At 75.7% G+C, this 24,127-nt stretch carries 24 protein-coding genes and 1 riboswitch; of the genes, 10 read left to right on the top strand and 14 right to left on the bottom strand.

What is annotated here, in order from left to right; all coding sequences use genetic code 11:
• Nucleotides 1-131 precede the first annotated feature (131 nt).
• The 3 genes from KPL60_RS15960 to KPL60_RS35140 form a co-directional block, all read right to left on the bottom strand.
• The gene (locus KPL60_RS15960) at nucleotides 132-1,526 is read right to left on the bottom strand and encodes an LLM class flavin-dependent oxidoreductase (RefSeq protein ID WP_226366321.1); all 1,395 of its coding nucleotides are present in this window, start codon (nucleotides 1,524-1,526) and stop codon (nucleotides 132-134) included.
• Nucleotides 1,523-2,746: an acyl-CoA dehydrogenase family protein gene (locus tag KPL60_RS15955; RefSeq protein ID WP_226366320.1), complete on the bottom strand. Its 1,224-nt coding sequence runs from the start codon at nucleotides 2,744-2,746 to the stop codon at nucleotides 1,523-1,525. Before KPL60_RS15955 ends, KPL60_RS15960 begins: the two co-directional genes overlap by 4 nt.
• Before the next feature lie 233 nt (nucleotides 2,747-2,979).
• Nucleotides 2,980-3,072: a putative leader peptide gene (locus KPL60_RS35140; RefSeq protein ID WP_337825862.1), complete on the bottom strand. Its 93-nt coding sequence runs from the start codon at nucleotides 3,070-3,072 to the stop codon at nucleotides 2,980-2,982.
• Nucleotides 3,073-3,270: 198 nt separating this feature from the next.
• On the opposite strand from KPL60_RS35140, the gene KPL60_RS15950 reads away from it, so the two are divergent.
• Entirely contained in the window at nucleotides 3,271-4,440 is a 1,170-nt protein-coding gene (locus KPL60_RS15950; RefSeq protein ID WP_226357918.1) for an LLM class flavin-dependent oxidoreductase, read from the top strand.
• Nucleotides 4,441-4,507: 67 nt separating this feature from the next.
• Here KPL60_RS15950 and KPL60_RS15945 read toward each other — a convergent pair whose 3' ends face one another.
• The 10 genes from KPL60_RS15945 to KPL60_RS15905 all read right to left on the bottom strand — a co-directional run bounded on the left by KPL60_RS15945 (nucleotide 4,508) and on the right by KPL60_RS15905 (nucleotide 13,149).
• A complete protein-coding gene (locus tag KPL60_RS15945; RefSeq protein WP_226366319.1) occupies nucleotides 4,508-5,491 on the bottom strand; it encodes an ABC transporter substrate-binding protein in 984 nt (327 codons plus the stop codon).
• Complete coding sequence (locus KPL60_RS15940) at nucleotides 5,488-5,898, bottom strand: cupin domain-containing protein (RefSeq protein ID WP_226366605.1); 411 nt, start codon at nucleotides 5,896-5,898, stop codon at nucleotides 5,488-5,490. The genes KPL60_RS15945 and KPL60_RS15940 overlap by 4 nt, the downstream gene beginning before the upstream one ends.
• A gap of 68 nt (nucleotides 5,899-5,966) precedes the next feature.
• Complete coding sequence (locus tag KPL60_RS34695) at nucleotides 5,967-7,058, bottom strand: Rrf2 family transcriptional regulator (protein WP_226366318.1); 1,092 nt, start codon at nucleotides 7,056-7,058, stop codon at nucleotides 5,967-5,969.
• A complete protein-coding gene (locus KPL60_RS15930) occupies nucleotides 7,055-8,164 on the bottom strand; it encodes an LLM class flavin-dependent oxidoreductase (RefSeq protein ID WP_226366317.1) in 1,110 nt (369 codons plus the stop codon). The genes KPL60_RS34695 and KPL60_RS15930 overlap by 4 nt, the downstream gene beginning before the upstream one ends.
• Entirely contained in the window at nucleotides 8,161-8,892 is a 732-nt protein-coding gene (locus tag KPL60_RS15925) for an ABC transporter ATP-binding protein (RefSeq protein ID WP_226366316.1), read from the bottom strand. Before KPL60_RS15925 ends, KPL60_RS15930 begins: the two co-directional genes overlap by 4 nt.
• Nucleotides 8,865-9,710: an ABC transporter permease gene (locus tag KPL60_RS15920; protein WP_226366315.1), complete on the bottom strand. Its 846-nt coding sequence runs from the start codon at nucleotides 9,708-9,710 to the stop codon at nucleotides 8,865-8,867. The genes KPL60_RS15925 and KPL60_RS15920 overlap by 28 nt, the downstream gene beginning before the upstream one ends.
• A 369-nt stretch (nucleotides 9,711-10,079) precedes the next feature.
• Nucleotides 10,080-10,157, bottom strand: a complete 78-nt coding sequence (locus KPL60_RS35135; RefSeq protein WP_374228713.1) for a putative leader peptide — start codon at nucleotides 10,155-10,157, stop codon at nucleotides 10,080-10,082.
• Nucleotides 10,158-10,339: 182 nt separating this feature from the next.
• Nucleotides 10,340-11,236 carry an ABC transporter permease gene (locus KPL60_RS15915; protein WP_374228690.1) on the bottom strand — a complete coding sequence of 299 codons (897 nt, stop codon included), beginning with the start codon at nucleotides 11,234-11,236 and terminating at the stop codon, nucleotides 10,340-10,342.
• Nucleotides 11,226-12,026, bottom strand: a complete 801-nt coding sequence (locus tag KPL60_RS15910; RefSeq protein WP_226357913.1) for an ABC transporter ATP-binding protein — start codon at nucleotides 12,024-12,026, stop codon at nucleotides 11,226-11,228. Before KPL60_RS15910 ends, KPL60_RS15915 begins: the two co-directional genes overlap by 11 nt.
• A 28-nt stretch (nucleotides 12,027-12,054) precedes the next feature.
• Nucleotides 12,055-13,149 carry an ABC transporter substrate-binding protein gene (locus KPL60_RS15905; RefSeq protein WP_226366313.1) on the bottom strand — a complete coding sequence of 365 codons (1,095 nt, stop codon included), beginning with the start codon at nucleotides 13,147-13,149 and terminating at the stop codon, nucleotides 12,055-12,057.
• Nucleotides 13,150-13,719: 570 nt separating this feature from the next.
• A riboswitch (SAM riboswitch) is annotated at nucleotides 13,720-13,815 on the top strand.
• Between the two features lie 5 nt (nucleotides 13,816-13,820).
• Between KPL60_RS15905 and KPL60_RS35130 the strand changes: the two genes are divergently transcribed.
• From KPL60_RS35130 to KPL60_RS15870, 8 genes are all read left to right on the top strand, one after another.
• Complete coding sequence (locus KPL60_RS35130) at nucleotides 13,821-13,919, top strand: putative leader peptide (protein ID WP_318299301.1); 99 nt, start codon at nucleotides 13,821-13,823, stop codon at nucleotides 13,917-13,919.
• A gap of 139 nt (nucleotides 13,920-14,058) precedes the next feature.
• The gene (locus KPL60_RS15900) at nucleotides 14,059-15,318 is read left to right on the top strand and encodes an LLM class flavin-dependent oxidoreductase (RefSeq protein ID WP_226366312.1); all 1,260 of its coding nucleotides are present in this window, start codon (nucleotides 14,059-14,061) and stop codon (nucleotides 15,316-15,318) included.
• On the top strand, nucleotides 15,315-16,694 hold the full coding sequence (locus KPL60_RS15895; RefSeq protein ID WP_226366311.1) for an NtaA/DmoA family FMN-dependent monooxygenase: 1,380 nt from the start codon (nucleotides 15,315-15,317) through the stop codon (nucleotides 16,692-16,694). Before KPL60_RS15900 ends, KPL60_RS15895 begins: the two co-directional genes overlap by 4 nt.
• Nucleotides 16,691-18,325: an ABC transporter substrate-binding protein gene (locus tag KPL60_RS15890; protein ID WP_226366310.1), complete on the top strand. Its 1,635-nt coding sequence runs from the start codon at nucleotides 16,691-16,693 to the stop codon at nucleotides 18,323-18,325. The genes KPL60_RS15895 and KPL60_RS15890 overlap by 4 nt, the downstream gene beginning before the upstream one ends.
• The gene (locus tag KPL60_RS15885; protein WP_226357908.1) at nucleotides 18,322-19,269 is read left to right on the top strand and encodes an ABC transporter permease; all 948 of its coding nucleotides are present in this window, start codon (nucleotides 18,322-18,324) and stop codon (nucleotides 19,267-19,269) included. The genes KPL60_RS15890 and KPL60_RS15885 overlap by 4 nt, the downstream gene beginning before the upstream one ends.
• The gene (locus tag KPL60_RS15880; protein ID WP_226357907.1) at nucleotides 19,266-20,165 is read left to right on the top strand and encodes an ABC transporter permease; all 900 of its coding nucleotides are present in this window, start codon (nucleotides 19,266-19,268) and stop codon (nucleotides 20,163-20,165) included. Before KPL60_RS15885 ends, KPL60_RS15880 begins: the two co-directional genes overlap by 4 nt.
• On the top strand, nucleotides 20,162-21,787 hold the full coding sequence (locus KPL60_RS15875) for an ABC transporter ATP-binding protein (protein ID WP_226366309.1): 1,626 nt from the start codon (nucleotides 20,162-20,164) through the stop codon (nucleotides 21,785-21,787). Before KPL60_RS15880 ends, KPL60_RS15875 begins: the two co-directional genes overlap by 4 nt.
• A gap of 129 nt (nucleotides 21,788-21,916) precedes the next feature.
• Nucleotides 21,917-22,120, top strand: coding sequence for a hypothetical protein (locus KPL60_RS15870; RefSeq protein ID WP_226366308.1), 204 nt, complete (start codon nucleotides 21,917-21,919; stop codon nucleotides 22,118-22,120).
• Between the two features lie 184 nt (nucleotides 22,121-22,304).
• Here KPL60_RS15870 and KPL60_RS15865 read toward each other — a convergent pair whose 3' ends face one another.
• On the bottom strand, nucleotides 22,305-23,225 hold the full coding sequence (locus tag KPL60_RS15865) for a TIGR03564 family F420-dependent LLM class oxidoreductase (RefSeq protein WP_226357905.1): 921 nt from the start codon (nucleotides 23,223-23,225) through the stop codon (nucleotides 22,305-22,307).
• Between the two features lie 46 nt (nucleotides 23,226-23,271).
• On the opposite strand from KPL60_RS15865, the gene KPL60_RS15860 reads away from it, so the two are divergent.
• Nucleotides 23,272-24,108, top strand: coding sequence for a helix-turn-helix domain-containing protein (locus KPL60_RS15860; RefSeq protein ID WP_226357904.1), 837 nt, complete (start codon nucleotides 23,272-23,274; stop codon nucleotides 24,106-24,108).
• Nucleotides 24,109-24,127 lie beyond the last annotated feature (19 nt).

Below are 24,127 nucleotides of genomic sequence, written 5' to 3'. Positions count from 1 at the left end.
CACGACCGGGCCGTTCGCGCGGCGGGTCGTGCGCCGGGCTCGGCGCGAACGGGCCGTTCGTGCCGACCTACGGGACGAACGGCCCGCTCGTGCAGCGGGGAGCGGGACCGCGGGCCGGGAGGGGAGCCGGGTCAGGCGGGGGTCGGGCCCCGGCGCCGCGCGTGGACGGCGGCGGGGTGGTCGGCCCGGACCCGGGCCTGACCGGCGCCCTGCAGGTGCTCGCGCAGCGTCGCACCCTCCGGCGCCTCGGCCAGGACCCCGCGCCGGCGCAGCTCGGGCACCACGTGCTCGACGACGTCGGCGAAGGTGCCCGGGGTGACGGCGTAGGCCAGGTTGAACCCGTCGACGTCGGCGACCTCGGCCCAGCGCTCCAGCTCGTCGGCGACCGTCTGCGGCCCGCCCACGACGACCGCGCCCATCCCGCCGATCCCGATGTGCTCGGCGATCGCCCGCGGCGTCCACTCACGGGTCGGGTCCGCGGTGGTGAACAGCTCCACCGCGCTGCGGATGGCCTCGGTCTCGGCGAACCGCAGCGGCTCGTCCGGGTCCATGGTGGACAGGTCGAGGCCCGACCAGCCGCCGTAGAGGGTGAGCGCGCCCTCCAGGCTGACGTACTGCGCGAGGTCGGCCCAGCGCTCCCGGGCCTGCTCGTCGGTGGCGCCGGTGATCACGGTGACCATCGTGAAGACCTTCACCGCGCGTGGGTCGCGGCCCTGCGCGGCGGTCTGCCTGCGCAGCTCGGCGACCCGCGGCGCCAGGGTCTCCGGGGTGGGGGAGATGACGAAGACGCCCTCGGCGTGCCGGGCGGCGAACGTCGTGCCGCGCGACGACGCACCGGCCTGGAAGATCGTCGGGGTGCGCTGCGGCGACGGCTCGGTGAGCCCGATGCCGGGCACGTCGAAGAACTCGCCGTGGTGGTCGATCGGGCGGACCTTCGCCGGGTCGGTGTAGACGCCCTTCTCCCGGTCGAGCAGCACCGCGTCGTCGTCCCAGGAGGCCTCCCACAGCTGGTAGACGACCTCCATGAACTCGTCGGCGACGTCGTAGCGCCGGTCGTGCGGCACCTGCTTCTCCAGGCCCAGGTTGCGGGCCGCGGACTCCAGGTAGGAGGTCACGACGTTCCACGCGACCCGGCCCCGGGTGTAGTGGTCCAGCGTGGAGAACCGGCGCGCCAGGGCGTAGGGCTTCTCGTAGGTCAGCGAGACGGTGATCCCGAAGCCGAGCCGCTCGGTGACCGCGGCCATCGCCGACACCGCCAGCGTCGGGTCCCCGACGGGGACCTGCACGCCGTCGCGGATCGCCGGTTCGGGGCCGTCGCGGTAGACGTCGTAGAGCCCGACGACGTCGGCGACGAACAGGCTGGTGAACCCGCCGCGCTCCAGCAGCTGCGCCAGATCGGTCCAGTAGCGCAGGTCGTGGAAGGTGTGCGAGCGGTCCTCGGGGTGGCGCCACAGCCCGGGCGACTGGTGCCCGGCGCAGGTCATGTCGAAGGCGTTGAGGTGCAGCCGTCGCGGGTGGCCGGTCATCGCTTGCCCGCGCTCCAGGCGTAGGGCAGGTCGGTGCCGTTGAGCACGTGGTCACCGATGGACTGCAGCTTGTAGATCAGCGGGTTGTGCGTGGAGATGACCCGGGCGTTGCGCCAGTGCCGGTCCAACCGGAGCTTCTCCGAGGTGATCGAGGCACCGCCGACCTCGAACAGCTCGGTCGTCGCGTCGAGCACCGCCGGGATGACCGCGGCCTGGGCGTGGGCGACGTCGAGCTCCACCCGGTCGAGCAGCTCCGCGTCCTCCCCGTCCGCGGCCAGCAGCGCGTCGAGCTGCTCGGCGATGGTCAGCACCAGGGCGCGCGAGGACCACGCGGCGGCCGAGAGCCGGCCGATGACCTGCTGCACCAGCGGGTCGTGGCGGGGCAGATCGGCCGGGGCGTGGGTGAAGGTGCGGGTGCGCTCGCGGACCCAGGCGGCGACGTCGTCGGTGGCGCGCCGGGCGATCCCGGCGAGCACGGCGAGCTGCACGAGCTGCAGGTAGGAGGTGCCCCAGCCGCGGCCCTCGGTGCCGTAGCCGGGGCCGAGGACCCGGTCGCGGGCGACCGCGACGCCCCGGAAGTCGGTGGTGCCGCTGGCGGTGAGGCGCTGGCCGAAGCCGTCCCAGTCGTCGTGCTGCACGACGCCCTCGGCGTCGCCGTCGACGAGCACGGACACGCGCTCCCCGTCGAGGTCGGCGCCGACCAGGATCTGGTCGGCGTAGAGGCTGCCGGTCGAGTAGTACTTGGTGCCGTCGAGCCGGTAGCCGTCGCCGTCGGGGGTCAGCGTCGTGCGGTACCGGTCGATCGCGCCGACGCCGGGCTCGGTGATCGCGTTCCCGACCAGTCCACCCTCCGCGACGGCGGCGAGGCGGGCGTCGCGGTCGGCGCCCGGTGCGGCGAGCAGCAGGTCGTCGACGTACCACCAGTGCACGCGCAGCGCCTGGGGCAGGTTCGACTCCGCGGCGGCGAGGTCGACGAGCAGCCGGAACTGCTGGCGCACCGTGGCGCCGTAGCCGCCGAGCTCCACGGGCAGCCGCAGCGCGCCGAAGCGCTCCGCCCGCAGCGCGGCGACCTCGTCGCGGGCGAGGGCCCGGCCCTGCTCACGGGCCACCGCGCCCTGCGCGATCCGCGCGAACACCGGCGCGAAGACGGCGTCGAGCTGCTCGTCGGTCCAGGCGGCGCGGCCGTCGGTGCCGGTGGGGGCGGGGGAGGTGGTGGTCACGGGAGGTCCTTCCGGTGGGGCGGCGACGCGCCGGGGCACGACGGCGGCGCGGTGGCGCCGGAGTGGGGTACGGGTGGGTGCCGCGGTGCGGGGCCGGCGGTCCGCGGGGACGTCCGGGCCCCGTCGGGCCGGCGGCGGGCGGGGGCCCGGCGGCCGCGACGGCCGCCGGTGGTCCCGGGGGCGGTCCCGCAGGACCGGGCGCGGTACGGATCCCGGTCGGCGAGGGCGTGGCCTCAGCGGCGACGGGCCGAGCGCCGACACAGCGCCGACGCCACGCGCGCGAGGTCGACATGGCCTCGCGTGGTCAGCAGCACCGATCCGGTCACAGACGCCACGGTAGCCGTGACCGGCGCCGTCACCCAAGGGGACGGGGACCCGGATCACCGGCGTCCTGCCTGGTGGGAGGCATGATCCGGGTCGTCCGGACAGGTGTCCCGCGGGCTGGACGGTCCACTGTGGAACACCGTGTGACCGTCGTCCCGGCCGACTTGCGCCGGCGGGTGCGGCACTGTTCCGTCTCCCGGATGGGAGTCACCCTGCACTGGTTCCTGCCCACCATGGGCGACGGCCGCCACCTCGTCGGGGGAGGCCACGGCAACGCGACCGGGTCCGCCGGCGCCATCCGTCCCGCCTCGATCGAGTACCTCACCACGGTCGCCCGGGCCGCGGAACAGGCCGGGTTCGACGGCGCGCTCACCCCGACCGGCGCCTGGTGCGAGGACGCGTGGCTCACCACCGCGATGCTCGTCGCGCACACCGAGCGCCTGAAGTTCCTCGTCGCGTTCCGGCCCGGATCGATCTCCCCGACCCTGGCCGCCCAGCAGGCCGCGACCTTCCAGCGCCACTCCGGCGGCCGGCTGCTGCTCAACGTCGTCACCGGCGGCGAGTCCCGCGAGCAGCGCGCCTACGGCGACTTCCTCGACAAGGACGCCCGCTACGCCCGGACGGGCGAGTTCCTCTCGGTCGTGACCCGGCTGTGGCGCGGCGGGACCGTCGACCTCGACGGCGAGCACGTCCGGGTCGAGACGGCGTCGCTGTCGCGGCTGCCCGACCCGGTCCCGCCGGTCTACTTCGGCGGGTCCTCCCCGGCCGCGGGTGACGTCGCCGCCGAGCACGCCGACGTGTACCTCACCTGGGGCGAGCCCGTGGAGGCCGTCCGGGAGAAGATCGGCTGGATCCGGAAGCTCGCCGCCGACCGCGGGCGCACCGTGCGCTTCGGGATCCGGCTGCACGTGATCACCCGCGACACCGCCGCCGAGGCGTGGGCGCAGGCGCAGAAGCTCCTCGACGCGCTCGACCCCGCGACGATCGCCGGGGTGCAGGCGGGGCTCGCGGCCTCGGAGTCGGAGGGGCAGCGCCGGATGCGGGCCCTGCACGGCGGGGTCAAGACCTCCGTCGAGGACCTGACGATCGCGCCGAACCTGTGGGCCGGGGTCGGCCTGGTCCGCGGCGGCGCGGGCACCGCACTCGTCGGGAGCCACACCGAGGTCGCCGACCGGATCGCGGAGTACCACGAGGCCGGGATCGACGAGTTCGTCCTCTCCGGGTACCCGCACCTGGAGGAGGCGTGGTGGATGGGCGAGGGCGTCATGCCGGTGCTGCGTGAGCGCGGCCTGTGGACCCCGCCCGACGGCGCCCCGGCCGACGCCGGATCGGCCCGGTCCGTCCCGTTCGCCGCCGACTACCGGACGTGAGCACCCTCGTCCCGGTGCGGGAGACGCCCCCACCCCGCTCACGTGGCGCGGGGTGGGGGCGTCGGGGTCAGGAGCCGGCGGGGGCGCGCAGGTCCTCGATCGCGGAGGCCACGTCGACCGGGGTGCGCAGCACGCCGTAGGCGGAGTAGCGGTCGGCGACCCCCTGCAGCTCGGCGACGAGCTCCGGGGACAGCGGCTGGGTGTCGCGCAGCGCCCGCTGCGCCATCAGGTCGGCCACCGCGGCCGGCCGCTTCGTCAGCTCCGCGTAGATCGCGGCGTTCTGCTGCTGGTGCTCCCGGGCCCACTGCAGGGCACGGCCGTAGCGCTCGGTAAAGTCGGTGAGCGCGGCGCGGGTGCCCGCGTCCTCCAGCGCCGCCGTGTTGGCGTCGAGGAAGGTCAGCCCGGTGCCGAGGCCCTTCGCGTCGCGCAGGATCCGCGCGCCGGACTCCTGCTGCGCGACCGCGGTGTAGGGGTCCCAGGTGGACCAGGCGTCGATCGCACCCGAGTTCATCGCGGCGGCCGCGTCGACCGGCTGCAGGAACGAGATCGTCACCTCGTCCGGCCGCACGCCGGCCTCCTCCAGCGCCCGCAGCAGCAGGTAGTGGCCGATGCTGCCCTGGGTGGTCGGCGAGACCTTCTTCCCGCGCAGGTCGGCGACCGACCGGATCGGGGAGTCCTTCGGCACGAGCAGCGCGAGGCCGCCCTGGCTGGGGGAGCGGGTCGCCTCGACGATCTTGATGCGGTCGGTGGAGGACAGCGCGGTCAGGGTGGGTGCGTCGCCGGCGATGCCGACGTCGATCGCCTCGCCGCGCAGCGCCTCCAGCAGCGGCGCGGCGGCAGGGAACTGGGCCCACTCGACCCGGTAGGGGGCGCCGTCGAGCGCGCCGGAGGCCTCGACGAGGGCCTGCTGGATGCCGGCCTGGTCGCCGACCCGCAGGGTGACCTGCGACAGGTCGGCCGGGCCGTCCTCGGCGGCGCCGGAGCAGCCGGTGAGCAGCAGCGCCAGCGCGGCGAGCAGGGCGGGCAGGGCGAGCAGCGGTCGGCGGGTCACGGGGTGGTCTCCGGGTCGGTGAGCGGGGTGAGCGAGGGGAGGTTCACGACGATCCCCTCCTGTGTGCTGCGGGAGATCACGACGACGGCCGGGACCTCGGGATCGGGGTTCTCCTCGCGGTGCGGGACCCACGGCGGGACGAACACGTAGTCGCCGGGCTCGGTCTGCAGGACCACCTCGTCGGTGCCGTCGTGGAAGACGAAGCGCGGCCGGCCGGACACGACGTAGATCGAGGTCTCCGCCTCGCCGTGGTGGTGGTCGCCGGAGTTCGTGGCGGGCGCGACGTGCGTCTCGCCCGTCCAGAGCTTCGACGAGCCGACGGTGCGGCCGCTCACGGCCTCGCGGCGGGACATCCCACTGGTCTGGGCGGTGTCGGCGGACAGCTCGGCGCCCCGGACGAGGTGCACCCGCGCGTGGTCGGGCGGGGTGGGGGCGAGGTCGGGGTGGAACGGGTCGGTCTGGCGCTGGTGCGTGGTCACCGGGTATCGCCCTCCAGGGCGGTCAGGGTGCGGGCGGTCAGGAAGTCGGCGACGGTGCGTTCGAGGTCGGCCCACAGCGGTGCGGCGGGGCCGGAGTCGCGGAGGGTGGCGATCGAGCCCTCGGTGGCCAGGACGACGTCGGCGACGGTGATGTCCTCGGCGGGCCGGGCCAGCCGGTAGCCGCCCTCGCAGCCGCGGCGGCTGGTCACCAGGCCGGCCCGCCGCAGCGCCAGCATCACGTTGACCAGCGAGTTCAGCGGCACCCCGCGGGCGCGCGCCATCGCGTCGCAGGTGACGGTCGCCCCGTCGGCGGCGACGAGCTCGGCCAGGGCCCGCAGGGCGTGGTCGAGGCGGGCGGAGACGTTCAGCGGTGCCGCGCGACGCGGGCGCGCCGGTCCGGCCGTCGCCGTCCGGGCCGGTGCCTCCTCCACGAAGCGGGCGCCCTTGGCGAGGCGTTCCAGGAACTGCACGAGCCGCGCGGCGACGATCCGGTGGAACTGGTCGTTCAGGACGTCGTGCACCCCGTCGGCGACGACGGCGACGTCGTCGCCGGGCCGGGTCAGCGCCCGGACGCCCGCGACCGGTGCCACCGGGTCGGCGTCGCCGTGCAGCCACAGCACGGGCAGGTCGGGCAGCGCCGCCGACGGCAGCGGCGGCGCGGGCCGGGCGAGTGCCCCCCAGGTGAAGCCGGGGTCGGACTCGAGCAGGCCGCGGTGCACCGGACAGGCGGTGCGGGCGTCGAGCTCCCCGGCCCGGTCGGCGGGCGCCGGACCGGAGGCGCTGGCGGGGAGCCCGGCGAGGACGAGCCCGTCCGGGGCGAGGTCGGCGGCGAGCTCCCAGGCCCGCAGCGCGCCGGTGTCGGAGCCGAGCAGGACCCGGGCCCCGGTCGCCCCGGCCAGCGCGGCGGCGACCTCCCCGGTGCTCGCGCCGGGCGCGGGGACGGCGAGGGTCCAGCCGTCGACGACGAGCCTGCGGCCCAGCCGCGCGTACAGCCCGGGGTGCTCGCCCCGGCCGGGCAGCGCGACGACGGTGCCGCGCGAGGTGCCCTCGGGCGACCAGACCGTGCCCGTGGTGGCGGGTGCGCTCACGCGGGGACCCCCACCCCGGCGCCGCGGCGGGCGAGCTCGGCGCGCACGGCGGGCAGCAGCTCGCTGCCGTAGCGGCGGGCGTCGTCGATCGGGTCGTAGCCGCGGATCAGCAGGGTGGTGACCCCGATGTCGGCGTAGTCGGCGAGCGCCGCGGCGACGGTGTCCGGGGTGCCGACGAGCGCGGTGGAGTTGCCGGCCGCGCCGGAGGCGGCCGCGGTGGCGGTCCACAGGCAGCGGTCGTGCAGCTCACCGGCCTCGGCGGCGGCGAGCAGCCGCTGCGAGCCGACGTTGGCCGGTGCCCCCGGCTCGCGCATCCGGGTGCCGGTGAACGAGCCGTGCCCGCCCCGGGCGGCGACGATGCGGTCGCGGACGTCGTGTGCGCGGGCCCAGGCCTGCTCCTCGGTGTCGCCGAGGATCGGCCGGAACGACACGCTGATCCGGGGCGGCTCGGTGCGGCCCGCGGCACGGGCGGCCTCGTGCACCCGGGCGATCTGCTCGGCGGTCCCGGCGAGGGGCTCGCCCCAGAGCGCGAACACGTCGGCGTGCCGCCCGCCCACCCGGAACGCGGCGTCGGAGGAGCCGCCGAAGTAGACCGGGATCGGGGCGAGCGGACGGATCTCCTGGGCGACGCCGGCGACCCGGTAGTGCTCGCCGGTGTGGTCGAAGGGCTCGGGGTCGGTCCAGGCGCGCCGCACGACGGAGAGGTACTCGTCGGTGCGGGCGTAGCGCTCGTCCTTGCCGAGCCAGTCGCCGTCGCGGCGCTGGTCGGTGTCGCTGCCCCCGGAGATGACGTGCATCGCGACCCGGCCGCCACCGCTGACATGGTCCAGCGTGGCGTACTGGCGGGCGGCCAGCGTGGGTGCGGTGAAGCCGGGCCGGTGCGCGACCAGGAAGCCGAGCCGGTCGGTGTGCGCGGCGGCGTACGCGGCGACCTGCAGCCCGTCGGGCGTCGACGACGAGTGTCCGATGAGGACCTTGTCGAAGCCGGCCTCCTCGTGGGTGACGGCGAACCGGCGGACGACGGCCGGGTCCAGGACGGGGCCGGTGGCGGGCCGGATCTCGGAGACCTCCTGGGTCCCGATCATGCCGATGAACTCGATGCTCACGCTCGCTCCTGGGGTCGGTGCACGCCGAGCCTGCCGAGCAGGTCGGCCCGCAGGTGCTGGAAGTCGGGGTCGGTGACGTCGCGCGGCCGGGGGAACGGGACCGGCGCGTCGTGCGCGATCCGGCCGCCGTCCATCACCAGGACGCGGTCGGCGAGGACGAGTGCCTCCTCCACGTCGTGGGTCACCAGCAGCACGGCGCAGCGGTGGCGCTGCCACAGCTCGTCGACGAGCCCGCGGGCGGTGATCCGGGTCAGCGCGTCGAGCGCGGAGAACGGCTCGTCGAGCAGCAGCAGGTCCGGGTCGCGGACCAGGGCGCGGGCCAGCGCGGCCCGCTGCGCCTCGCCGCCGGAGAGGACCTTGGGCCACACGTCGGTGCGGTGGGCGAGGCCGACCTCGGTCAGCGCGGCCACGGCGCGGGCGCGGTCCGGGCGGCCGGGCAGGCCCAGCACGACGTTGCGCCACACCTTCTTCCACGGCAGCAGGCGTGGTGCCTGGAAGCCGACGGCGCGGCGCCGGGCGACGGTGACCTCCCCGCTGACGTCGTTGTCGAGGTCGGCCAGGATCCGCAGCAGGGTGGACTTGCCGCAGCCCGAGGCACCGAGCAGGGCGACGAACTCCCCGGGCTCGATGTCCAGGTCGAGGTCGGTCAGGACGGCCCGGTCACCGAAGTGCCGGCTCAGGCCGCGGACCGAGACGGGCCTCACCGCCCGCTGAACGCCGGTCGCCACGACAGCAGCCCCCTCTCCAGGGTGCGCACGACGAGGTCGCCGACCAGCCCGAGCACCGCGTAGAGGGCGAGGCAGACGACGATCACGTCGGTCTGGAAGAACTCCCGGGCGGTGTTCATCTCGTAGCCGATCCCCGACGTCGCGTTGATCGTCTCGCCGAAGACCAGGGCGAGCCACGCGGTGCCGAGCGAGTAGCGCAGCCCGACCAGGAACTGAGGCATCGCCGACGGCAGGATCACGTGCCGGACCTGGCCGAACCAGCCCAGGCCGAGGGTGCGGGCGGCCTCGACGAGCGTCGCGTCGACGTTGCGGATGCCGCCGAACAGGTTCATGTAGAGCGGGAAGGTCACCGCCAGCGCGATCAGCGCGACCTTGGGCTCCTCCCCGATGCCGAACCAGATGATCAGCAGTGGGATGAGCCCGATGACCGGCACCGTGCGCAGCATCTGGACGGGGGCGTCGATGACGTCCTCGCCGCGGCGGAACAGCCCCGACAGGGTCGCGAGCAGCACCGCGGCGACGACGCCGATCGCGATGCCCGACAGGACGCGGACGCCCGACACGGCGACCGCGCTCTGCAGCGCCCCGTCCGCCCACATCCCGGCGGCGGTGACGGCCACCGTCGCGGGGGAGGCCAGGACGTCGCGGGGCAGTACGCCGGTGCTCGACAGCACCTGCCACAGCCCGATCAGGACCAGGGGCGAGGCGGTCCTGACCACCCAGCGCGGTACCCGGTCGGGGCCGCGGGAGGCCCGGGTGTGCAGCGTCTCGACCTCGGGCGGAGCGGGAGCGCGTTCCCGCGGTGTCGCGATCGTCATGGGATCTCCTGGGGACGTCGGCGGGGCACGCCGCGTCGACCGTCCGCGGTCGCGCGGACGGGGAGGCGGGTGCGGTGGGTGGCGGACGGGCGCCGTGGGCTCGACGAGCCGGCCCGCGGTGTGCGGTGCTGCGGTGGAGTGCTGCGGCGCGGTGCTGCGGCGGACTGCCGGTCCCGGAGCGGTGTCCGGGCGGGGTGGGCCGCCGGTGGTGTCGTGTCCCCGGTGCGGAGGCGCACGGCGGGGTGCTGCGGGGCCGGTGGCGGGGGCGCCCGTGGTGGGCGTCCGGCATCCGGCCCGGCCGTCGGGACCCGGTCGTCAGGACCGGCCCCCGGGGTCGGCCGTCAGGAGCGACCCGTCAGGAGCGACGCGTCAGAAGCGACAGAGCGCCGAGGCGACGCGCGCGAGGTCGACGTGCGCGCGTGTCGTCAGCGGAACCGGAACGGTCATGGGAGAACCGTAACCCGCCCGGGGCCGAAACCCAACCCTTCGAGTTGGGATTGTGGTCACCGGGTTTCGCCTGGTGGGACGGGGTGTCCGGGCACGTCCGGACACCCCGTGGACGACGGAGCGGGCCGCACGCACCGGGGCGGGTGCGTGCGGCCCGCTCGGGCGTCGCGGGGTGGCCGGGGTCAGACGGTCAGGGCGAGCCCCCGGGCGCGCAGCACCCGTCGCTCCAGCGGGCGGAAGACCAGCAGCTCGACCCCGATGCCGACGATGAGGATCAGCAGGATCGCGGCGAACACCTGCACGATGTCGTTCACGTCGGCGCCGTTCTTCAGGTAGGCGCCCAGCCCGACCCCGAGCGCGGGTCCGGCCGCGATGATCTCCGCGGCCATCAGCGAGCGCCAGGAGAACGCCCAGCCCTGCTTGCAGCCGGCGAGGTAGCCGGGCAGCGCCGCGGGGAGCAGGACGTAGCGGGCCATCCGGTAGCCCGTCGCGCCCAGGACCTGGCCGGCCCGGGGCAGGATCGGCGGCACCTGGTCGATGCCCGCGACCAGGCCGTTCGCGATCGAGGGCACCGAGCCGAGCAGGACGACGAAGAAGATCGTGGTGTTGGTCAGCCCGAACCACAGCACCGCGGCCGGCACCCAGGCCACCGACGGCAGCGACTGGAGACCGGTGAGCAGCGGCCCGATCGCGGCACGGACCAGCGGCACCTTGGCGACGACGACGCCGAGCGGGGTGGCGATCACCAGGGCGAGCAGGAAGCCGAGCGCGGCCCGGCTGATCGAGGTCCACAGGATCGACCAGATCTCGCCGCTGACGACGGTCTCGCCGAACGCCTCGGCCACCGCGCCCGGGGCGGGCAGCCGGTACTCGGGCGTGACCGCCGAGGCCCAGACGATCTGCCAGACCACCACGATCGCCACGAGCGCGACGATCGGCGGCAGCCAGGTCCGCAGGAACCGCTGCCACCACGGCGTCGTCCGCTCGACGGGGGTGTCGAGCGCGTCGAGCCCGGCGACGGCGGCCGCGGAGTCGCGGTCGTCGTCGACGACGGTCATCGAGGACTCCTCACGCGGCATGGCTGGTGATCACCGCCCGCAGCCGTCCGGTGATGTCGTCGTGCAGCTCGGCCTGGGCCTCGGCGTCGTGACCGCCGGCGGGCACCGTCCACTCGCGGACGACGGTCCCCGGCCGCGACGACAGCAGCACGACCCGCTCGGCCAGCCGGACGGCCTCGCGGACGTCGTGGGTGACGAACACGATCGTCGTCCCGGTGGCCCGCCAGACCCGCAGCAGCTCGCCCTGCAGGACGTCGCGGGTGATGGCGTCGAGCGCGGCGAACGGCTCGTCCATCAGCAGGAGCCCCCCGGCGCCGTGGGTGTCGCCGAGGCCGGTGGCCGCGGCCAGGGCACGGGCCAGCGACACGCGCTGGCGCATGCCGCCGGACAGCTCGTGCGGACGCTTGTCGCCCAGGCCCTCCAGCCGTACCAGGGTGAGCAGCTCCTCGGCCCGCTCACGCCGGGCCGACCGGCCGTGCCCGGCGAGCTTGAGGGGCAGCTCGACGTTGCGCAGCGCGGTCAGCCACGGCATGAGCGCGGCCTCCTGGAACATGAACGACGGCCGCGCCGACCCGACCCGGACCGCGCCCGCGGTGGGCTCGTCGAGCCCGGCGAGCAGGTTCAGCAGCGTCGACTTGCCGCAGCCGGACGCGCCGAGCACGCAGAGGAACTCGCCGTCGCCGACCCGCAGGTCGATCCCGTTGAGCGCGGTCACGGCCCCGGTGCCGGTGCCGAAGGTCTTGGCGACCCCGGACAGCTCCACGGCGGTGCCGCGGGTCCTCGGGCGCCGGGTGGTCAGGTCGACGGTCATCGGTGGTTCCCCTCGTCGATCGGAAAGGTCAGTTCGCGGCGGCGAGACCGGCCGGGTCCACGGCGGCCTCCCCGGAGCTGGTCCGGACCGCGTCGACCGCGGCCGGGTCGAGGAAGCCGGTCAGGTTGGCCTCGCTCTTCGCGATGCCCGCCGTGACCGAGTCCTTGGCCAGCTGCGGGAAGGTCGAGGCGAGCGGATCGGAGTCGAAGGACAGCTCGGTGAAGGCGCGGTCGAGGATGTTCGCCGCCAGCGGCTTGCCGGTAATCTCGCCGATCGCCTCGTTGGAGACGGTCTTCGCCTCGGCGGGGTTGTCGCGGATGAGCGCGATGGCCTTCTGCTCGCCCCGCAGGATCGCCTCGACGGTCTGCGGGTGCTGCTGGAGGAACTCGGTCCGGACGATGACGACGGTCGTCGGGAACTTCCCGCCGGGCCACAGGGACTTCTCGTCGACCAGGACCTTCGCCCCGGCGTCGACCAGGCGCGAGCTCCACGGCTCGGGCAGCCAGCCGCCGGCGACCTTGCCCTGCTTGAACAGGTCGAGGGTCTGCGGGTTCTCGATGTTCTGCACGGTCACCGCGGCCGGGCCCTGCCCGATCGGGAGCTTGTTCTCCGACAGCCAGGTCTTCAGCGCGATGTCCTGGGTGTTGCCCAGCTGCGGCGTCGCGATGATCTTGCCCTTGAGCTGCTCGGGGGAGGTGATGTCCGGGCTGGTCACCAGCTGGGCGCCGGCCGAGGTGGATCCCGCGACGAGGCGCACGGCCTCGCCGTTCGACTTGGTGAAGGCGTTGATCGCCGGGCCGGAACCGATGAACGCGACGTCGATCGAGCCGCCGAGCAGGGCGTTGACCTGGTCCGGGCCGGCGTTGAACGTCTGGGTGGTGAGCTTCGTGTTCCCCAGCTCGGCGGCGAACAGGCCCTGCTTCACCCCGACCAGCGCGGGGGCGTGGGTGATGTTCGGGAAGTAGCCGAGGCGGACCTCGGTCGCGGGGGAGGTGGCTCCCGCGGCGGTGGTGCTCTCGTCGGCGCGGGAGCAGCCGGCCAGCAGCCCGAGCGCGGTGAGCAGCGCGAGCAGGACGGCGGCGGTGCGCGCCCGGGATCCGGGACGCAGGACGTGCGGGGACATCGCGGGACGGGGTCCTTCCGTGGGGGCGGCGGGCGGTCGGGACGACCGCTGCGCGCCGGGGCCGGCCGGCCCTGGGAGGGCGTGCCGGGGTACGGGACGGGTGGCGGGCCGGAGTGGTGTCCGGCGGGCGGTTCCCGGTCCGGCGGGTGCCTCGCACGCCGGGGGCGTGGCGTTACGGCCCGCGGGACGGGAGACCGGTCAGCGACAGAGTTCGCTGTAGGCGGGCGCGCGCCGGCTCGGCCAGAACGGCTCGAGGCCGGTAGGGCGCAGGGGCACAGCGCGCCACGCCGTGCGCGCCTGCCGCTGGGTGACGGGGGCCGTCGCGTCCCCCACGAGCCGTGCGGGGCGCGAGGGCCGCCGCTGGCTCATCGTCACCCGACCAGGGTGCGCGGTGGTCACCTCTCCGGACAACCCGGCGTCCACCAACCAGGAACACGGTCAGCGTGTCCGGACATCTTCCCTGGCATCCGGGTGGCGGTTCCGCAGGTCGGGAGACTTGCTGCGGCGCAGGTCACTCGACTGTGATGCGGGTTGACACCGTCGGGCACCGGAAACCTACAGTCGGATCGCACACCATCCGGAGCGGCCGAGAGACCCGGCTCGACGACGCCGCAGCAACCCCCCGCAGCACGCGGGAGCGGGTGCTCCAGCCGGGTTCGATGGAGGAACCCATGCGCACGGTCGCCGAGCAGGTGCGTGCCGCGCACCATCCCCGGTACCGCCGCCACGTCGACCTGATGCGGGTCGCGGGCGCCACCTGTCGGGCCTGACCGGCGTCCCGCCGGGCGCCCCGCCCACCCCGTCCCGGCCGTCCACGACGGCCACCCGTCCCGGCCGCCGCGTCCCGCGGGCCGCCCCGACGTCCTTGTCGTCCCGTCGTGCCCCCGTGCGACGAGAAAGCGATGCCGTATGTCCACATCGGACACCACCACCGGCGACGGCCCTCTGCACCTGGCCGTCGCGCTCGAGGGTGCCGGCTGGCACCCCGCCGCCTGGCGCGAGCCCGGCGCCCGCCCCGGCGAGCTGTTCACCGCCCGCTACTGGACCGACCTGGCCCGCACCGCCGAGCGCGGGCTGCTGGACCTGCTCACGATCGAGGACGCACTCGGGCTGCAGTCCGGGGACCACCTGAGCGGCGCCGACCGGCGCACCGACCGGGTGCAGGGCCGGCTCGACGCCTCCCTCGTCGCCGCCTTCCTCGCGCCGCTGACCTCACGGATCGGGCTGGTCCCGACCGTCACCACCACCCACACCGAGCCGTTCCACGTCGCGTCGGCGCTGTCCACCCTCGACCACGACAGCCGCGGCCGCGCCGGCTGGCGGGTGCAGACCTCGGTGCGCGCCGACGAGGCCGCCCACTTCGGCCGCCGCACCGTCCCCGGCCTGCGCCGCGCCGACCTCGACACCCCGGCCGCCCGTGAGCTCGTCGCCGAGCTGTTCGGCGAGGCCGCCGACGCCGTCGAGGTGGTGCGCAGGCTCTGGGACTCCTGGGAGGACGACGCCGAGATCCGCGACGCCCTGACCGGGCGCTTCGTCGACCGGGACAAGCTGCACCGGGTCGACTTCGCCGGGGAGCACTTCGGCGTCGCCGGGCCGTCGATCGTGCCGCGCCCGCCGCAGGGCCAGCCGCTGGTCGTCTCGCTGGCCCACGGCTACGCCCCGGCGCTGCTCGCCGCCCGGGTCGGCGACGTCGTGTTCACCACCCCGCACGACGCCGACGACGCCGCCCGCATCGTCGCCCAGGTCCGGGCCGCCGAGGCCGCCGTGGGCCGCACCGCACCGCCGCTGCGGATCCTCGGCGACGTCGTCGTGGTCCTCGAGGCGACCGAACGCGCCGCCCGCGACCGGCTCGCCCGCCTCGACGCCCTCGACCCGATCTCCTCCGACGCCGTCGTCCTCGCCACCACCCCGACCGGGTTCGCCGACACCCTGCTGTCCTGGCGCCGTGCCGGCCTCGACGGCTACCGCCTGCGCCCGGCCGTCCTCCCGACCGACCTCGACGCGGTCGTCGACGGCCTGGTGCCCGAGCTGCAGGCCCGCGGCGCCTTCCGCACCACCTACGGCGAGACCACCCTGCGCGCGCGCTTCGGCCTGACCCGCCCGGTCAGCCGCTACGCCCCGGGAGCGGATCCCACCGCCGTACCGACCCTCTCCGGAGCGACCGCATGACCAGGACCGGCAGGAAGCAGATCGTGCTCGGCGCCTACTTCCCGGGCGTCAACCACGACACCGTCTGGAGCGACCCCGCCTCCGGCAGCCACATCGACTGGGAGTCCTTCGAGCACTGGGCGCGCACCGCCGAGCGCGGGAGGCTCGACCTGCTTTTCCTCGCCGAGGGGCTGCGGCTGCGCACCCGCGGCGGTGAGGTGTTCGACTCCGACGTCGTCGGGCGCCCGGACACCTTCACCGTGCTCGCCGCGCTGGCCGCGGTCACCGAGCACATCGGGCTGGCCGGGACGATCAACTCCACCTTCAACGAGCCCTACGAGCTGGCCCGCAAGTTCGCCACGCTCGACCTGCTCTCCGGCGGCCGGGCCGCGTGGAACGTCGTGACCAGCTCCGACGCCCCCACCGGCGAGAACTTCCGCCGCGGCGCGTTCCTCGGCCACCACCAGCGCTACGAGCGCGCGGGGGAGACCCTCGCCGCGGTCCGCGCGCTGTGGGACTCCTGGGGCTCCGACGCCGTCGTCGCCGACCCCGCGTCGGGCACCTTCCTGCGCGACGGCCACGTCGGCGACTTCGCGGTCTCGGGCAACCAGTTCGACATCGCCGGGCGCTTCACCACCCCGCGCAGCCCGCAGGGCCACCCGGTGGTGCTGCAGGCCGGGGAGTCCCCGGCCGGGCGCGACTTCGCCGCCGCGTCCGCCGACGCGATCTTCTCCCGCTACCAGAAGTTCGACGAGGCCCGCGCCTTCTACGACGACGTCAAGGCCCGCGTCCGGAAGGCCGGCCGCGACCCCGACGAGGTGCGGATCCTGCCCAGCGCGGGCGTCGTCCTCGGCGACACCGACGCCGAGGCCCGCGAACGGCACGCCCACATCCACGACCAGCAGGTCGACCCGTGGACCTCGATCGTGCTCGCCGAGATGGTGTGGAACCGGGACCTGTCCGCCTACGACCCGGACGGCCCGCTGCCCGACGTCGACCCCACCCCCGACGCCCCGAAGTGGATCGAGGGCCGGGCCCCGCTGACCCAGGACGCCCACGCGACCGTCGCCGCCTGGCGCGAGCTCGCCGCCGCCCACGGGTACTCCCTGCGCGAGACCGTCAAGCACGTCTTCGACCGCGCGGTGTTCGTCGGGACCCCGGAGCACGTCGCCGACGAGATCGACCGCTACGTGCAGGCCGACGCCTCCGACGGCTTCATCCTCGGCTCCCACGTCACCCCGTCCGGCCTCGACGAGGTCGTGGAGAAGGTCGTCCCGATCCTGCAGGAGCGCGGAGTGTTCCGGACCGACTACACCCCCGGCGCGACGCTGCGCGAGCACCTCGGACTCGCGAGCCCGTCGCGGTTCGGCGAGCGCCGCCCGGCGGTGGCGTCGTGACGCGCCGTCGTCGCGGATGGTGGCGGGACCTGCCCGCCGGCCGGTCGGCGGTGCTGCTCGCCGCCACCGCGCTCACCCTCACCGCCTGCGGCTCCGGCGCCGGGGGCGCCGCCGCCGACGCGGGCCCGCCGCAGCCGGGTGGGACGCTGGTGTTCGCGGTCTCCTCGGACCAGGGCTGCGCCGACCCGCAGCAGGTGCAGAGCAACGACTCGATCTACTCGCTGCGCCAGGTCGTCGACTCGCTCACCGACCAGGACCCGTCCACCGGGGCGATCGTGCCCTGGCTGGCGACCCGCTGGTCGTCGAACGCCGACGCCACCGCCTGGACGTTCACGCTGCGCCCCGGGGCCACGTTCTCCGACGGTGCGCCGGTCGACGCGGCCGCGGTGAGGACGAACCTCGACCGGGCGGTGAAGCTGGGCGCCCGCGGCAGCCTCCCCAAGGGGTACCTGGCCGGGTACACCGGCACCGACGTCACGAGCCCCACCGGGTTCACCGTCCGGTTCGCGAAGCCCAACGTGCAGTTCCTGCAGGGCACCTCCACCCACAGCCTCGGCCTGCTGTCCCCGGCCAGCGCCGCCCGCTCCGACGACGAGCGCTGCGCCGGCGTCGTCGGCTCCGGCCCGTTCACGATCGAGCGCTACGCCAAGAACGACGTCACCGTGCTCGCGAAGCGGGCCGGCTACGACTGGGGCTCGCAGCTGTTCACCCACCCCGGCGAGGCCTGGCTCGACCGGGCCGAGTTCCGCGTCGTCCCCGAGTCCGGGGTGCGGGCGGGCAGCGTGCAGTCCGGCGAGGTCGACGCGATCGCCAGCGTCGGCCAGCAGGACGAGGCCCCGCTCACCGGGGCCGGCGTCCAGCTCCCGGCCCGGCCGAACCCGGGCCTGCCGTTCGGGATCACGTTCAACCAGGGCACCCCGCTCGGCGCCGACGCCGCCGTCCGCGAGGCGGTGAGCCGGGGCATCGACCGCAACGAGGTCGTCGCCGCGGTCTACCCGAGCCAGACGCGCGCGGCGACCTCCCCGCTGTCGTCGACGACGCCGTCCTACGCCGACCAGTCCGCGCTCGTCGGCTACGACCCGGCCGCCGCGACGGCCGCGCTCGACCGCGCCGGGTGGGTGCCCGGGCCCGACGGCATCCGCGCCAAGGGCGGGCAGCGCCTGACCGTGCCGCTGACGTTCGCCCAGAACATCGGCACCACCAAGCCCGCGCTGGAGCTGATCCAGCAGCAGCTGCGCCGGATCGGGATCGACCTCCAGCTCCGCGAGATCCAGATCGCCGAGACCCAGGCCGTCCTCGACGGAGGGGACTTCGTCGCCGCGTGGGGCAACCTGACCCGCGCCGACCCGGACATCCTGCGGTCGACCTACGGCGCCGACGGGACCAACCGCTACCGGCTGCCCGCCGGTCCGCTGCAGGCCCCGCTGGTGGCGCAGGCAGCCACCGTCGATCCGGCGCAGCGCGCGGCACTCGCCGGGCAGGCGCAGAAGCTGCTCGCCGAGCGGTTCGACACCGCGCCCGTCGTCGAGCTCACCACCGTGCTCGGCGTCGGCCCGGACGCGCACGGCGTCGCGTTCGACGCGTCCTCGCGCATCCAGCTGCACGACGCCTGGAAGTCCGACGCGCGATGACCGTCCCGTACCTGCTGCGTCGCCTCGGGCTCGCCGCCGTCGTGCTCTGGGCGGCGTGGACGGTCAGCTTCGTCGTGCTCTACCTGCTGCCCGGCGACCCGGTCGCGACGATGGCCTCGGGCGACGGCGAGCCGGTGTCGCCGGCCGAGCTGGACGCCCTGCGCGCCCGCTACGGCCTCGACCAGCCGCTGCCGGTGCAGTACGTGACGAAGCTCTGGGCGGCGCTGCACGGTGACCTCGGGACGTCGTTCGCCAGCGGGCAGGACGTGCGGACCGCGGTCGCGGAGGCCCTCCCGCCGACCCTGCAGATCGCCGCCGCCGGGCTGCTCGTCGCCGTCGTCGGCGGCACCGCGGTCGCGCTCGCCGCGACCTGGGCCCGGACGCCGTGGCTGCGGCAGGTGCTGGCGTCGCTGCCGTCGCTGGCGGTGTCGCTGCCGGTGTTCTGGGTCGGGCTGATGCTGGTGCAGCTGTTCTCGTTCTCCCTCGGCTGGCTGCCCTCGGTCGGCGACCGCGGACCGGAGTCGCTGATCCTCCCGGCGGTCACCCTCGGGCTCCCGACCGGTGCGCTCGTCGCGCAGGTGCTGGCGAAGAGCCTCACCCAGGCACTCGACGCGCCCTACGTGACGACCGCCCGCGCCAAGGGGGTGGGGGAGGCCGCGGTGCACCTGCGGCACGCCCTGGGCAACGCCGCGATCCCCGCCCTCACCGTGCTCGGGTACGTCGTCGGCAACCTGCTCGCCGGGTCCGTCGTCGTCGAGACGGTGTTCACCCGGCCCGGCCTGGGCCGGCTCACCGTCGCCTCGGTCGGCGCCCAGGACATCCCCGTCGTCCAGGGGGTCGTGCTGTTCGCGGCGCTCGCGTTCGTCGTGGTCAACCTGCTCGTCGACCTCGCCTACCCGCTGCTCGACCCGCGGGTCGCCGTCGCCTCCGGGAGTACCCGATGACCCTGCTCGACCACACACCCCTCGTCGCGCCCGGCGTCCGCGACGCACCGCCCCCGGCCGGACGACGGCCGCGGGCCCGGCTCGGACGGTTCCTGCGGTCCCGGCCCGGGCTGGTGTTCGCCGCGGCGGTCGTGCTGCTCGTGCTGACCGCGGCGTTCGTGCCCTCGCTGCTCGCACCCGGCGACCCCGCCGTCGGCGACACCGCGCACCGGCTCGCCCCGCCCGGGCCGGGCCACTGGTTCGGCACCGACCACCTCGGCCGCGACGTGTGGACCCGGGTCGTGCACGGCGCCTCGCTGTCGCTGCAGGCCACGGTGATCGCGGTCGCCGTCGCCCTCGTCGCGGGCGGGCTGATCGGGCTGCTCGCCGGGTTCGCCGGCGGCTGGGTCGACGAGATCCTCATGCGCGGCGTCGACGTGCTCCTCGCGATCCCCGCGATCCTGCTGTCGCTGGCCCTGATCACCGCGCTCGGCTTCGGGACGGTGAAGGTCGCGATCGCGGTCGGCGTGGCGAGCGTCGCCAGCTTCGCCCGGGTGATGCGCGCCGAGACCCTGCGGGTGCGCCGCGCCCTCTACGTCGAGGCCGCCCGCGCGGTCGGCACCCGCTGGTACGTCTCGCTGTGGCGGCACGTGTTGCCCAACGCGGCCGGGCCGGTCGTCGTGCTCGCGGTGCTGGAGTTCGGCCTCGCGATCCTCGCGGTGTCCGCGCTGAGCTTCCTCGGCTACGGCGCCCCACCGCCCGCCTCGGAGTGGGGCTCGCTGGTCGCCGACGGCCGCAACTACCTGGCCGTCGCCTGGTGGGTGTGCGCGATGCCCGGCCTGGTCATCGCCGCGACCGTGCTGTCGGTCAACCGCATCTCCCGCGCCCTGGACGGCGAGTGGGGGCGGTCCGCATGAGAGCCCTGCTGCAGGTGGAGGGCCTGGAGGTCGCCTACGCCGGTGGCGGCGGGACGGTGCACGCCGTCCGCGGGGTCGACCTGACCGTCGCGCCCGGCGAGGTCGTCGCCGTCGTCGGGGAGTCCGGGTCGGGCAAGACCACCCTGGCCGCCGCGGTGCTCGGGCTGCTGCCCGTCGCAGGCGCCGTCACCGCCGGCACCGTCGCCCTCGACGGCACCACCCTCGCCGGGCTGTCCGAGCGGGCGTACCGGTCGGTGCGCGGCGCCCGGATCGGGTTCGTCCCGCAGGACCCGGGCGTCGCGCTGAACCCGGTGCAGAAGGTCGGCGTGCAGGTCGCGGAGGTGCTGCGCACCCACGGGCTCGCCGACCGCCGCTCCGCACCGGCCCGTGCCGTCGAGCTCCTGGGGCAGGCCGGGCTCGACGAGCCGGACACCCGCGCCGGGCAGTACCCGCACCAGCTGTCCGGCGGGATGCGCCAGCGCGTGCTCATCGCGATCGCCCTCGCCGCCGGGCCCGCGCTGGTCGTCGCCGACGAGCCGACCAGCGCCCTCGACGCGACCGTGGCGCGGCGGATCCTCGACCACCTCGACGCGCTGCGCCGCGACCTCGGCACCGCGCTGCTGCTGATCACCCACGACCTCGCCGTCGCCACCGACCGGGCCGACCGGATCGTCGTCATGCGGCACGGGCGGGTCGTCGAGCAGGGCACCCCGGCCGAGCTGCTCACCGGGGCCCGCGACCCCTACACCCGGGAGCTGCTCGCCGCCGCCCCCGGTCTCGCGCTCACCGCCCCACCGGAGCCGGCCGCCGTCGACACCTCGGGGACCCCGGTCGCCGAGGTCCGCGACCTGGTCAAGGAGTTCCCGCTGCCGCGGGTCCGCGGCTCGTGGCGGCGGAGCACCCACCGCGCCGTCGACGGGGTGTCGTTCACGATCGCCCGCGGCGAGACCGTCGCCCTGGTCGGGGAGTCCGGATCGGGCAAGTCGACGACCGCGCGGCTGCTGCTGCGCCTGGAGGACCCCACCTCCGGGCAGGTGCTGCTGGGCGGCGAGGACGTCACCCACGTCCGCGGCGAGGCGTGGCGGGCGCTGCGCCGCCGCGCCCAGCTGATCTACCAGAACCCCTACGCCTCGCTGGACCCCCGGTTCACCGTCCGCGAGATCGTCACCGAGCCGCTGCGGGCGTTCTCCGTCGGCTCGGCCGCCGAGCAGGCCGACCGCGCCGCGGAGCTCGTCGACCGGGTCGCACTCCCGTCCGGGACGCTCGACCGGCGGCCCGAGGAGCTGTCCGGCGGGCAGCGCCAGCGCGTCGCGATCGCCCGGGCGCTGGCCCTGTCGCCGGACCTCGTCGTCGCCGACGAGCCGGTGTCCGCGCTCGACGTCTCGGTGCAGGCCCAGGTGCTGGAGCTGCTCGCGGAGCTGCAGCAGCGCGACGGCCTGTCCTACCTGTTCATCTCGCACGACCTCGCCGTGGTCCGGCGGGTCGCGCACCGTACCGGCGTGATGCGCGACGGTCGGCTCCGCGAGCTGCGGCCCACCGCGGAGCTGTTCGACGACCCGCGGGACGACTACACCCGAGAGCTGCTAGCCGCGATCGCCGGCAGGAAAGCCGCGGCGCCGTGAGCTGGTACATCAACACCGTCCTGTCCCGGCGGCGTCACATCGACTACGTGAGGGTGTCCACGACGCTGTGTCGGCCGGTCGATCGACCCGACGGATCGACACCGACACCTCGTCACCAGGAGACATCCCATGAGCGTTCCGACCCTGCCCACCGCTGATCCGGGAACCCAGCTTCTCGACGGTCTCGACGCCCTCGTGCGGCGCCACCGCGCGCTGCGCGGCGGCGGCGACCCCGGCAACGACGCCCTGCACGCCGAGCTGATCACCGCCGAGGTGGCCCAGCACCTCGCGGCGGCCCGCACGGCGCTGCGCCGCCGCCCGCGCGTCGCCTGACCGTCCCGCCGGGACGCGGCACGAGTCGCGTCCCGGCGGGCCCGGGATGACACCGAGATGCAGCTCAGGAGGCGCAGGGCGACCCCGTGCGCCCGCTGGGCTGCATCTCGGCGCGCGCCCCGGTGCCGGCGGGCCGGTCGGCGTGCGGGCGACCGCGCATCCGGGCGTCGCCGAGATGCGGCGCTCAGGACGCGGCGATCCGGCCGAGGACCGCGACGGTGCGCGCCCGCTCGGTGGCGTCGCCCAGCGGGCTGACGAGCAGGTCGGTGGCACCGGCGTCGGCGTAGCGGGCGATCCCGGCCGCGATCACGTCCTCGTCCCCGGCGACGACGAGCCCGCCCGGCGAGCTCAGCCCCTCCCGTTCCAGCACCCCCGCGTAGGACGGCAGCCGGGCGTAGGCCGCGTAGTCGGCCGCGGCGGCGGCCCGCACCCGGTCCGGTGCGGTCGTCGCCGACACCGGCACCCCGACGACCACCCGCGGCGACGGCCGTCCTGCGGCCGCCGCGTCGAGCAACGGCCGGACGTGCCCGGAGATCGTCCGCGGCCCGGTGAGGAAGGTGATGGTGCCCGTGGTCCGCTCGCCCGCCAGCCGCAGCATCCGCGGGCCCAGCGCGCCGAGCAGCAGCGGGACCTCCGGCGCGGCGCCCGGCACCGCGGTGTCCGCCGGGTCCGACCCGGGACCGGACGAGCCGGGGACCTGTTCGCCGCGCAGCAGCGGGGCGAGCACGTCGAGGTGGTCGGACAGTGCGGCCACCGGCCGCGTGAACGGCACGCCGTAGACCTCCAGCAACCCCGGGTGGCTCACCCCGAGCCCCAGCGTGAGCCGCCCGCCCGATGCCGCCTGCACGGTCAGCGCCTGCGCGGCCAGCACCCGCGGGTGGCGCGGCTGCACGACGACGACCGACGCGCCCAGCTCGACGTCGGGGACCTCCCGGGCCACGGCGGCGTACAGGGTGAGCGTGTCGAACCCGTAGCCCTGCGGCAGCCACACCGTGCGCAGTCCCGCCGCGGCGACCGCCCGGGCGCGGTCCACGATCTCCTCCACCAGGTTCGCCGACCCGGAATCCTCGAGCCCGGCCGCGAGGTTGACACCGATACCGATCATGGACCCACCGTGCGACGACGGCCGGGCCCGGACCAGGAGCGAACCGATGGGGGTACCCGTGGTGACAGGATCGGCGACGGCCCGGTCCCGGACGGCGACGGCCGACCGCCGCCGTGAGCTGGGCGCCTGTCTGCGCTCCTACCGGGAGCGGGTCGCGCCGGCGACGGTCGGGTTGCCCGACCGGGGCCGCCGGCGCACGCCGGGGCTGCGCCGCGAGGAGGTCGCGGCGCTCGCCGGGGTCGGTCTGACCTGGTACACGTGGCTCGAACAGGGGCGGGTGACCGCCTCCGACGAGGTCCTCACCGCGGTCGGCCGGGTGCTGGGCATCGACGCCCCCGGGATCGCCCACCTGACCCGGCTGTCCCGCGACGGGGGACCGGCGGCGGGCACCGCGCCGGAGGAGCTGGCCCCGGTGCTCGCGAGCTGGCCCGATCACCCGGCGGTGCTGCTCGACGCCCGGCTCGGCGTCGTCGCCGCCAACGACGCGTGGGAGGCCGCGGTCGGCCGGCCCGCCGACGACGACCCGGGGCGGCGGCACGTGCTGTGGCAGCTGGCGGCCGACCCGTCGGCGCGGGCCCGGTTCGGGCCGGACCCCGGCCCGGCGGTGACGTCGTGTCCCGGCCCCGGTCCCGACGGGCTGCTCGCCGCGCTGCACCGCCGGTTCCGGATGGCCTCGGATCTCGACCCCACCGACCCGGGGACCCGCGGGGTCCGCGCCGCCCTGCGCGCCGACGCACCGGAGTGGACGCCGCTGTGGGAGTGCCGCGGCGTCGGCGCGTTCGGCCGGCCCCGGGTGCGCCTGGGCGGTGCCGACCGGACGGCTTACCTGCTGGGCGAGGCCGGGGTGCCGGGCGCGGCGGTCCTGGTGCTGCTGCCGTCCTGACCCGCTGCCGCCGCACCCC

Source organism: Pseudonocardia sp. ICBG162 (assembly GCF_020496225.1).
In the GTDB taxonomy this organism is placed as follows: domain Bacteria; phylum Actinomycetota; class Actinomycetes; order Mycobacteriales; family Pseudonocardiaceae; genus Pseudonocardia; species Pseudonocardia alni.
Note: the sequence above shows the minus strand (reverse complement) of the source record. Positions and strands in the feature narration are given on the sequence as shown.

Excerpts from the sequence above, each read along its gene's own strand:
- KPL60_RS15960 (WP_226366321.1), bottom strand. The coding sequence starts at position 1,526 with ATGACCGGCCACCCGCGACGGCTGCACCTCAACGCCTTCGACATGACC.
- KPL60_RS15950 (WP_226357918.1), top strand. The coding sequence starts at position 3,271 with ATGGGAGTCACCCTGCACTGGTTCCTGCCCACCATGGGCGACGGCCGC.
- KPL60_RS15920 (WP_226366315.1), bottom strand. The coding sequence starts at position 9,710 with ATGACGATCGCGACACCGCGGGAACGCGCTCCCGCTCCGCCCGAGGTC.
- KPL60_RS35135 (WP_374228713.1), bottom strand. The coding sequence starts at position 10,157 with ATGACCGTTCCGGTTCCGCTGACGACACGCGCGCACGTCGACCTCGCG.
- KPL60_RS15915 (WP_374228690.1), bottom strand. The coding sequence starts at position 11,236 with ATGCCGCGTGAGGAGTCCTCGATGACCGTCGTCGACGACGACCGCGAC.
- KPL60_RS15910 (WP_226357913.1), bottom strand. The coding sequence starts at position 12,026 with ATGACCGTCGACCTGACCACCCGGCGCCCGAGGACCCGCGGCACCGCC.
- KPL60_RS15905 (WP_226366313.1), bottom strand. The coding sequence starts at position 13,149 with ATGTCCCCGCACGTCCTGCGTCCCGGATCCCGGGCGCGCACCGCCGCC.
- KPL60_RS35130 (WP_318299301.1), top strand. The coding sequence starts at position 13,821 with ATGCGCACGGTCGCCGAGCAGGTGCGTGCCGCGCACCATCCCCGGTAC.
- KPL60_RS15900 (WP_226366312.1), top strand. The coding sequence starts at position 14,059 with ATGTCCACATCGGACACCACCACCGGCGACGGCCCTCTGCACCTGGCC.
- KPL60_RS15895 (WP_226366311.1), top strand. The coding sequence starts at position 15,315 with ATGACCAGGACCGGCAGGAAGCAGATCGTGCTCGGCGCCTACTTCCCG.
- KPL60_RS15885 (WP_226357908.1), top strand. The coding sequence starts at position 18,322 with ATGACCGTCCCGTACCTGCTGCGTCGCCTCGGGCTCGCCGCCGTCGTG.
- KPL60_RS15880 (WP_226357907.1), top strand. The coding sequence starts at position 19,266 with ATGACCCTGCTCGACCACACACCCCTCGTCGCGCCCGGCGTCCGCGAC.
- KPL60_RS15875 (WP_226366309.1), top strand. The coding sequence starts at position 20,162 with ATGAGAGCCCTGCTGCAGGTGGAGGGCCTGGAGGTCGCCTACGCCGGT.
- KPL60_RS15870 (WP_226366308.1), top strand. The coding sequence starts at position 21,917 with ATGAGCGTTCCGACCCTGCCCACCGCTGATCCGGGAACCCAGCTTCTC.
- KPL60_RS15865 (WP_226357905.1), bottom strand. The coding sequence starts at position 23,225 with ATGATCGGTATCGGTGTCAACCTCGCGGCCGGGCTCGAGGATTCCGGG.
- KPL60_RS15860 (WP_226357904.1), top strand. The coding sequence starts at position 23,272 with ATGGGGGTACCCGTGGTGACAGGATCGGCGACGGCCCGGTCCCGGACG.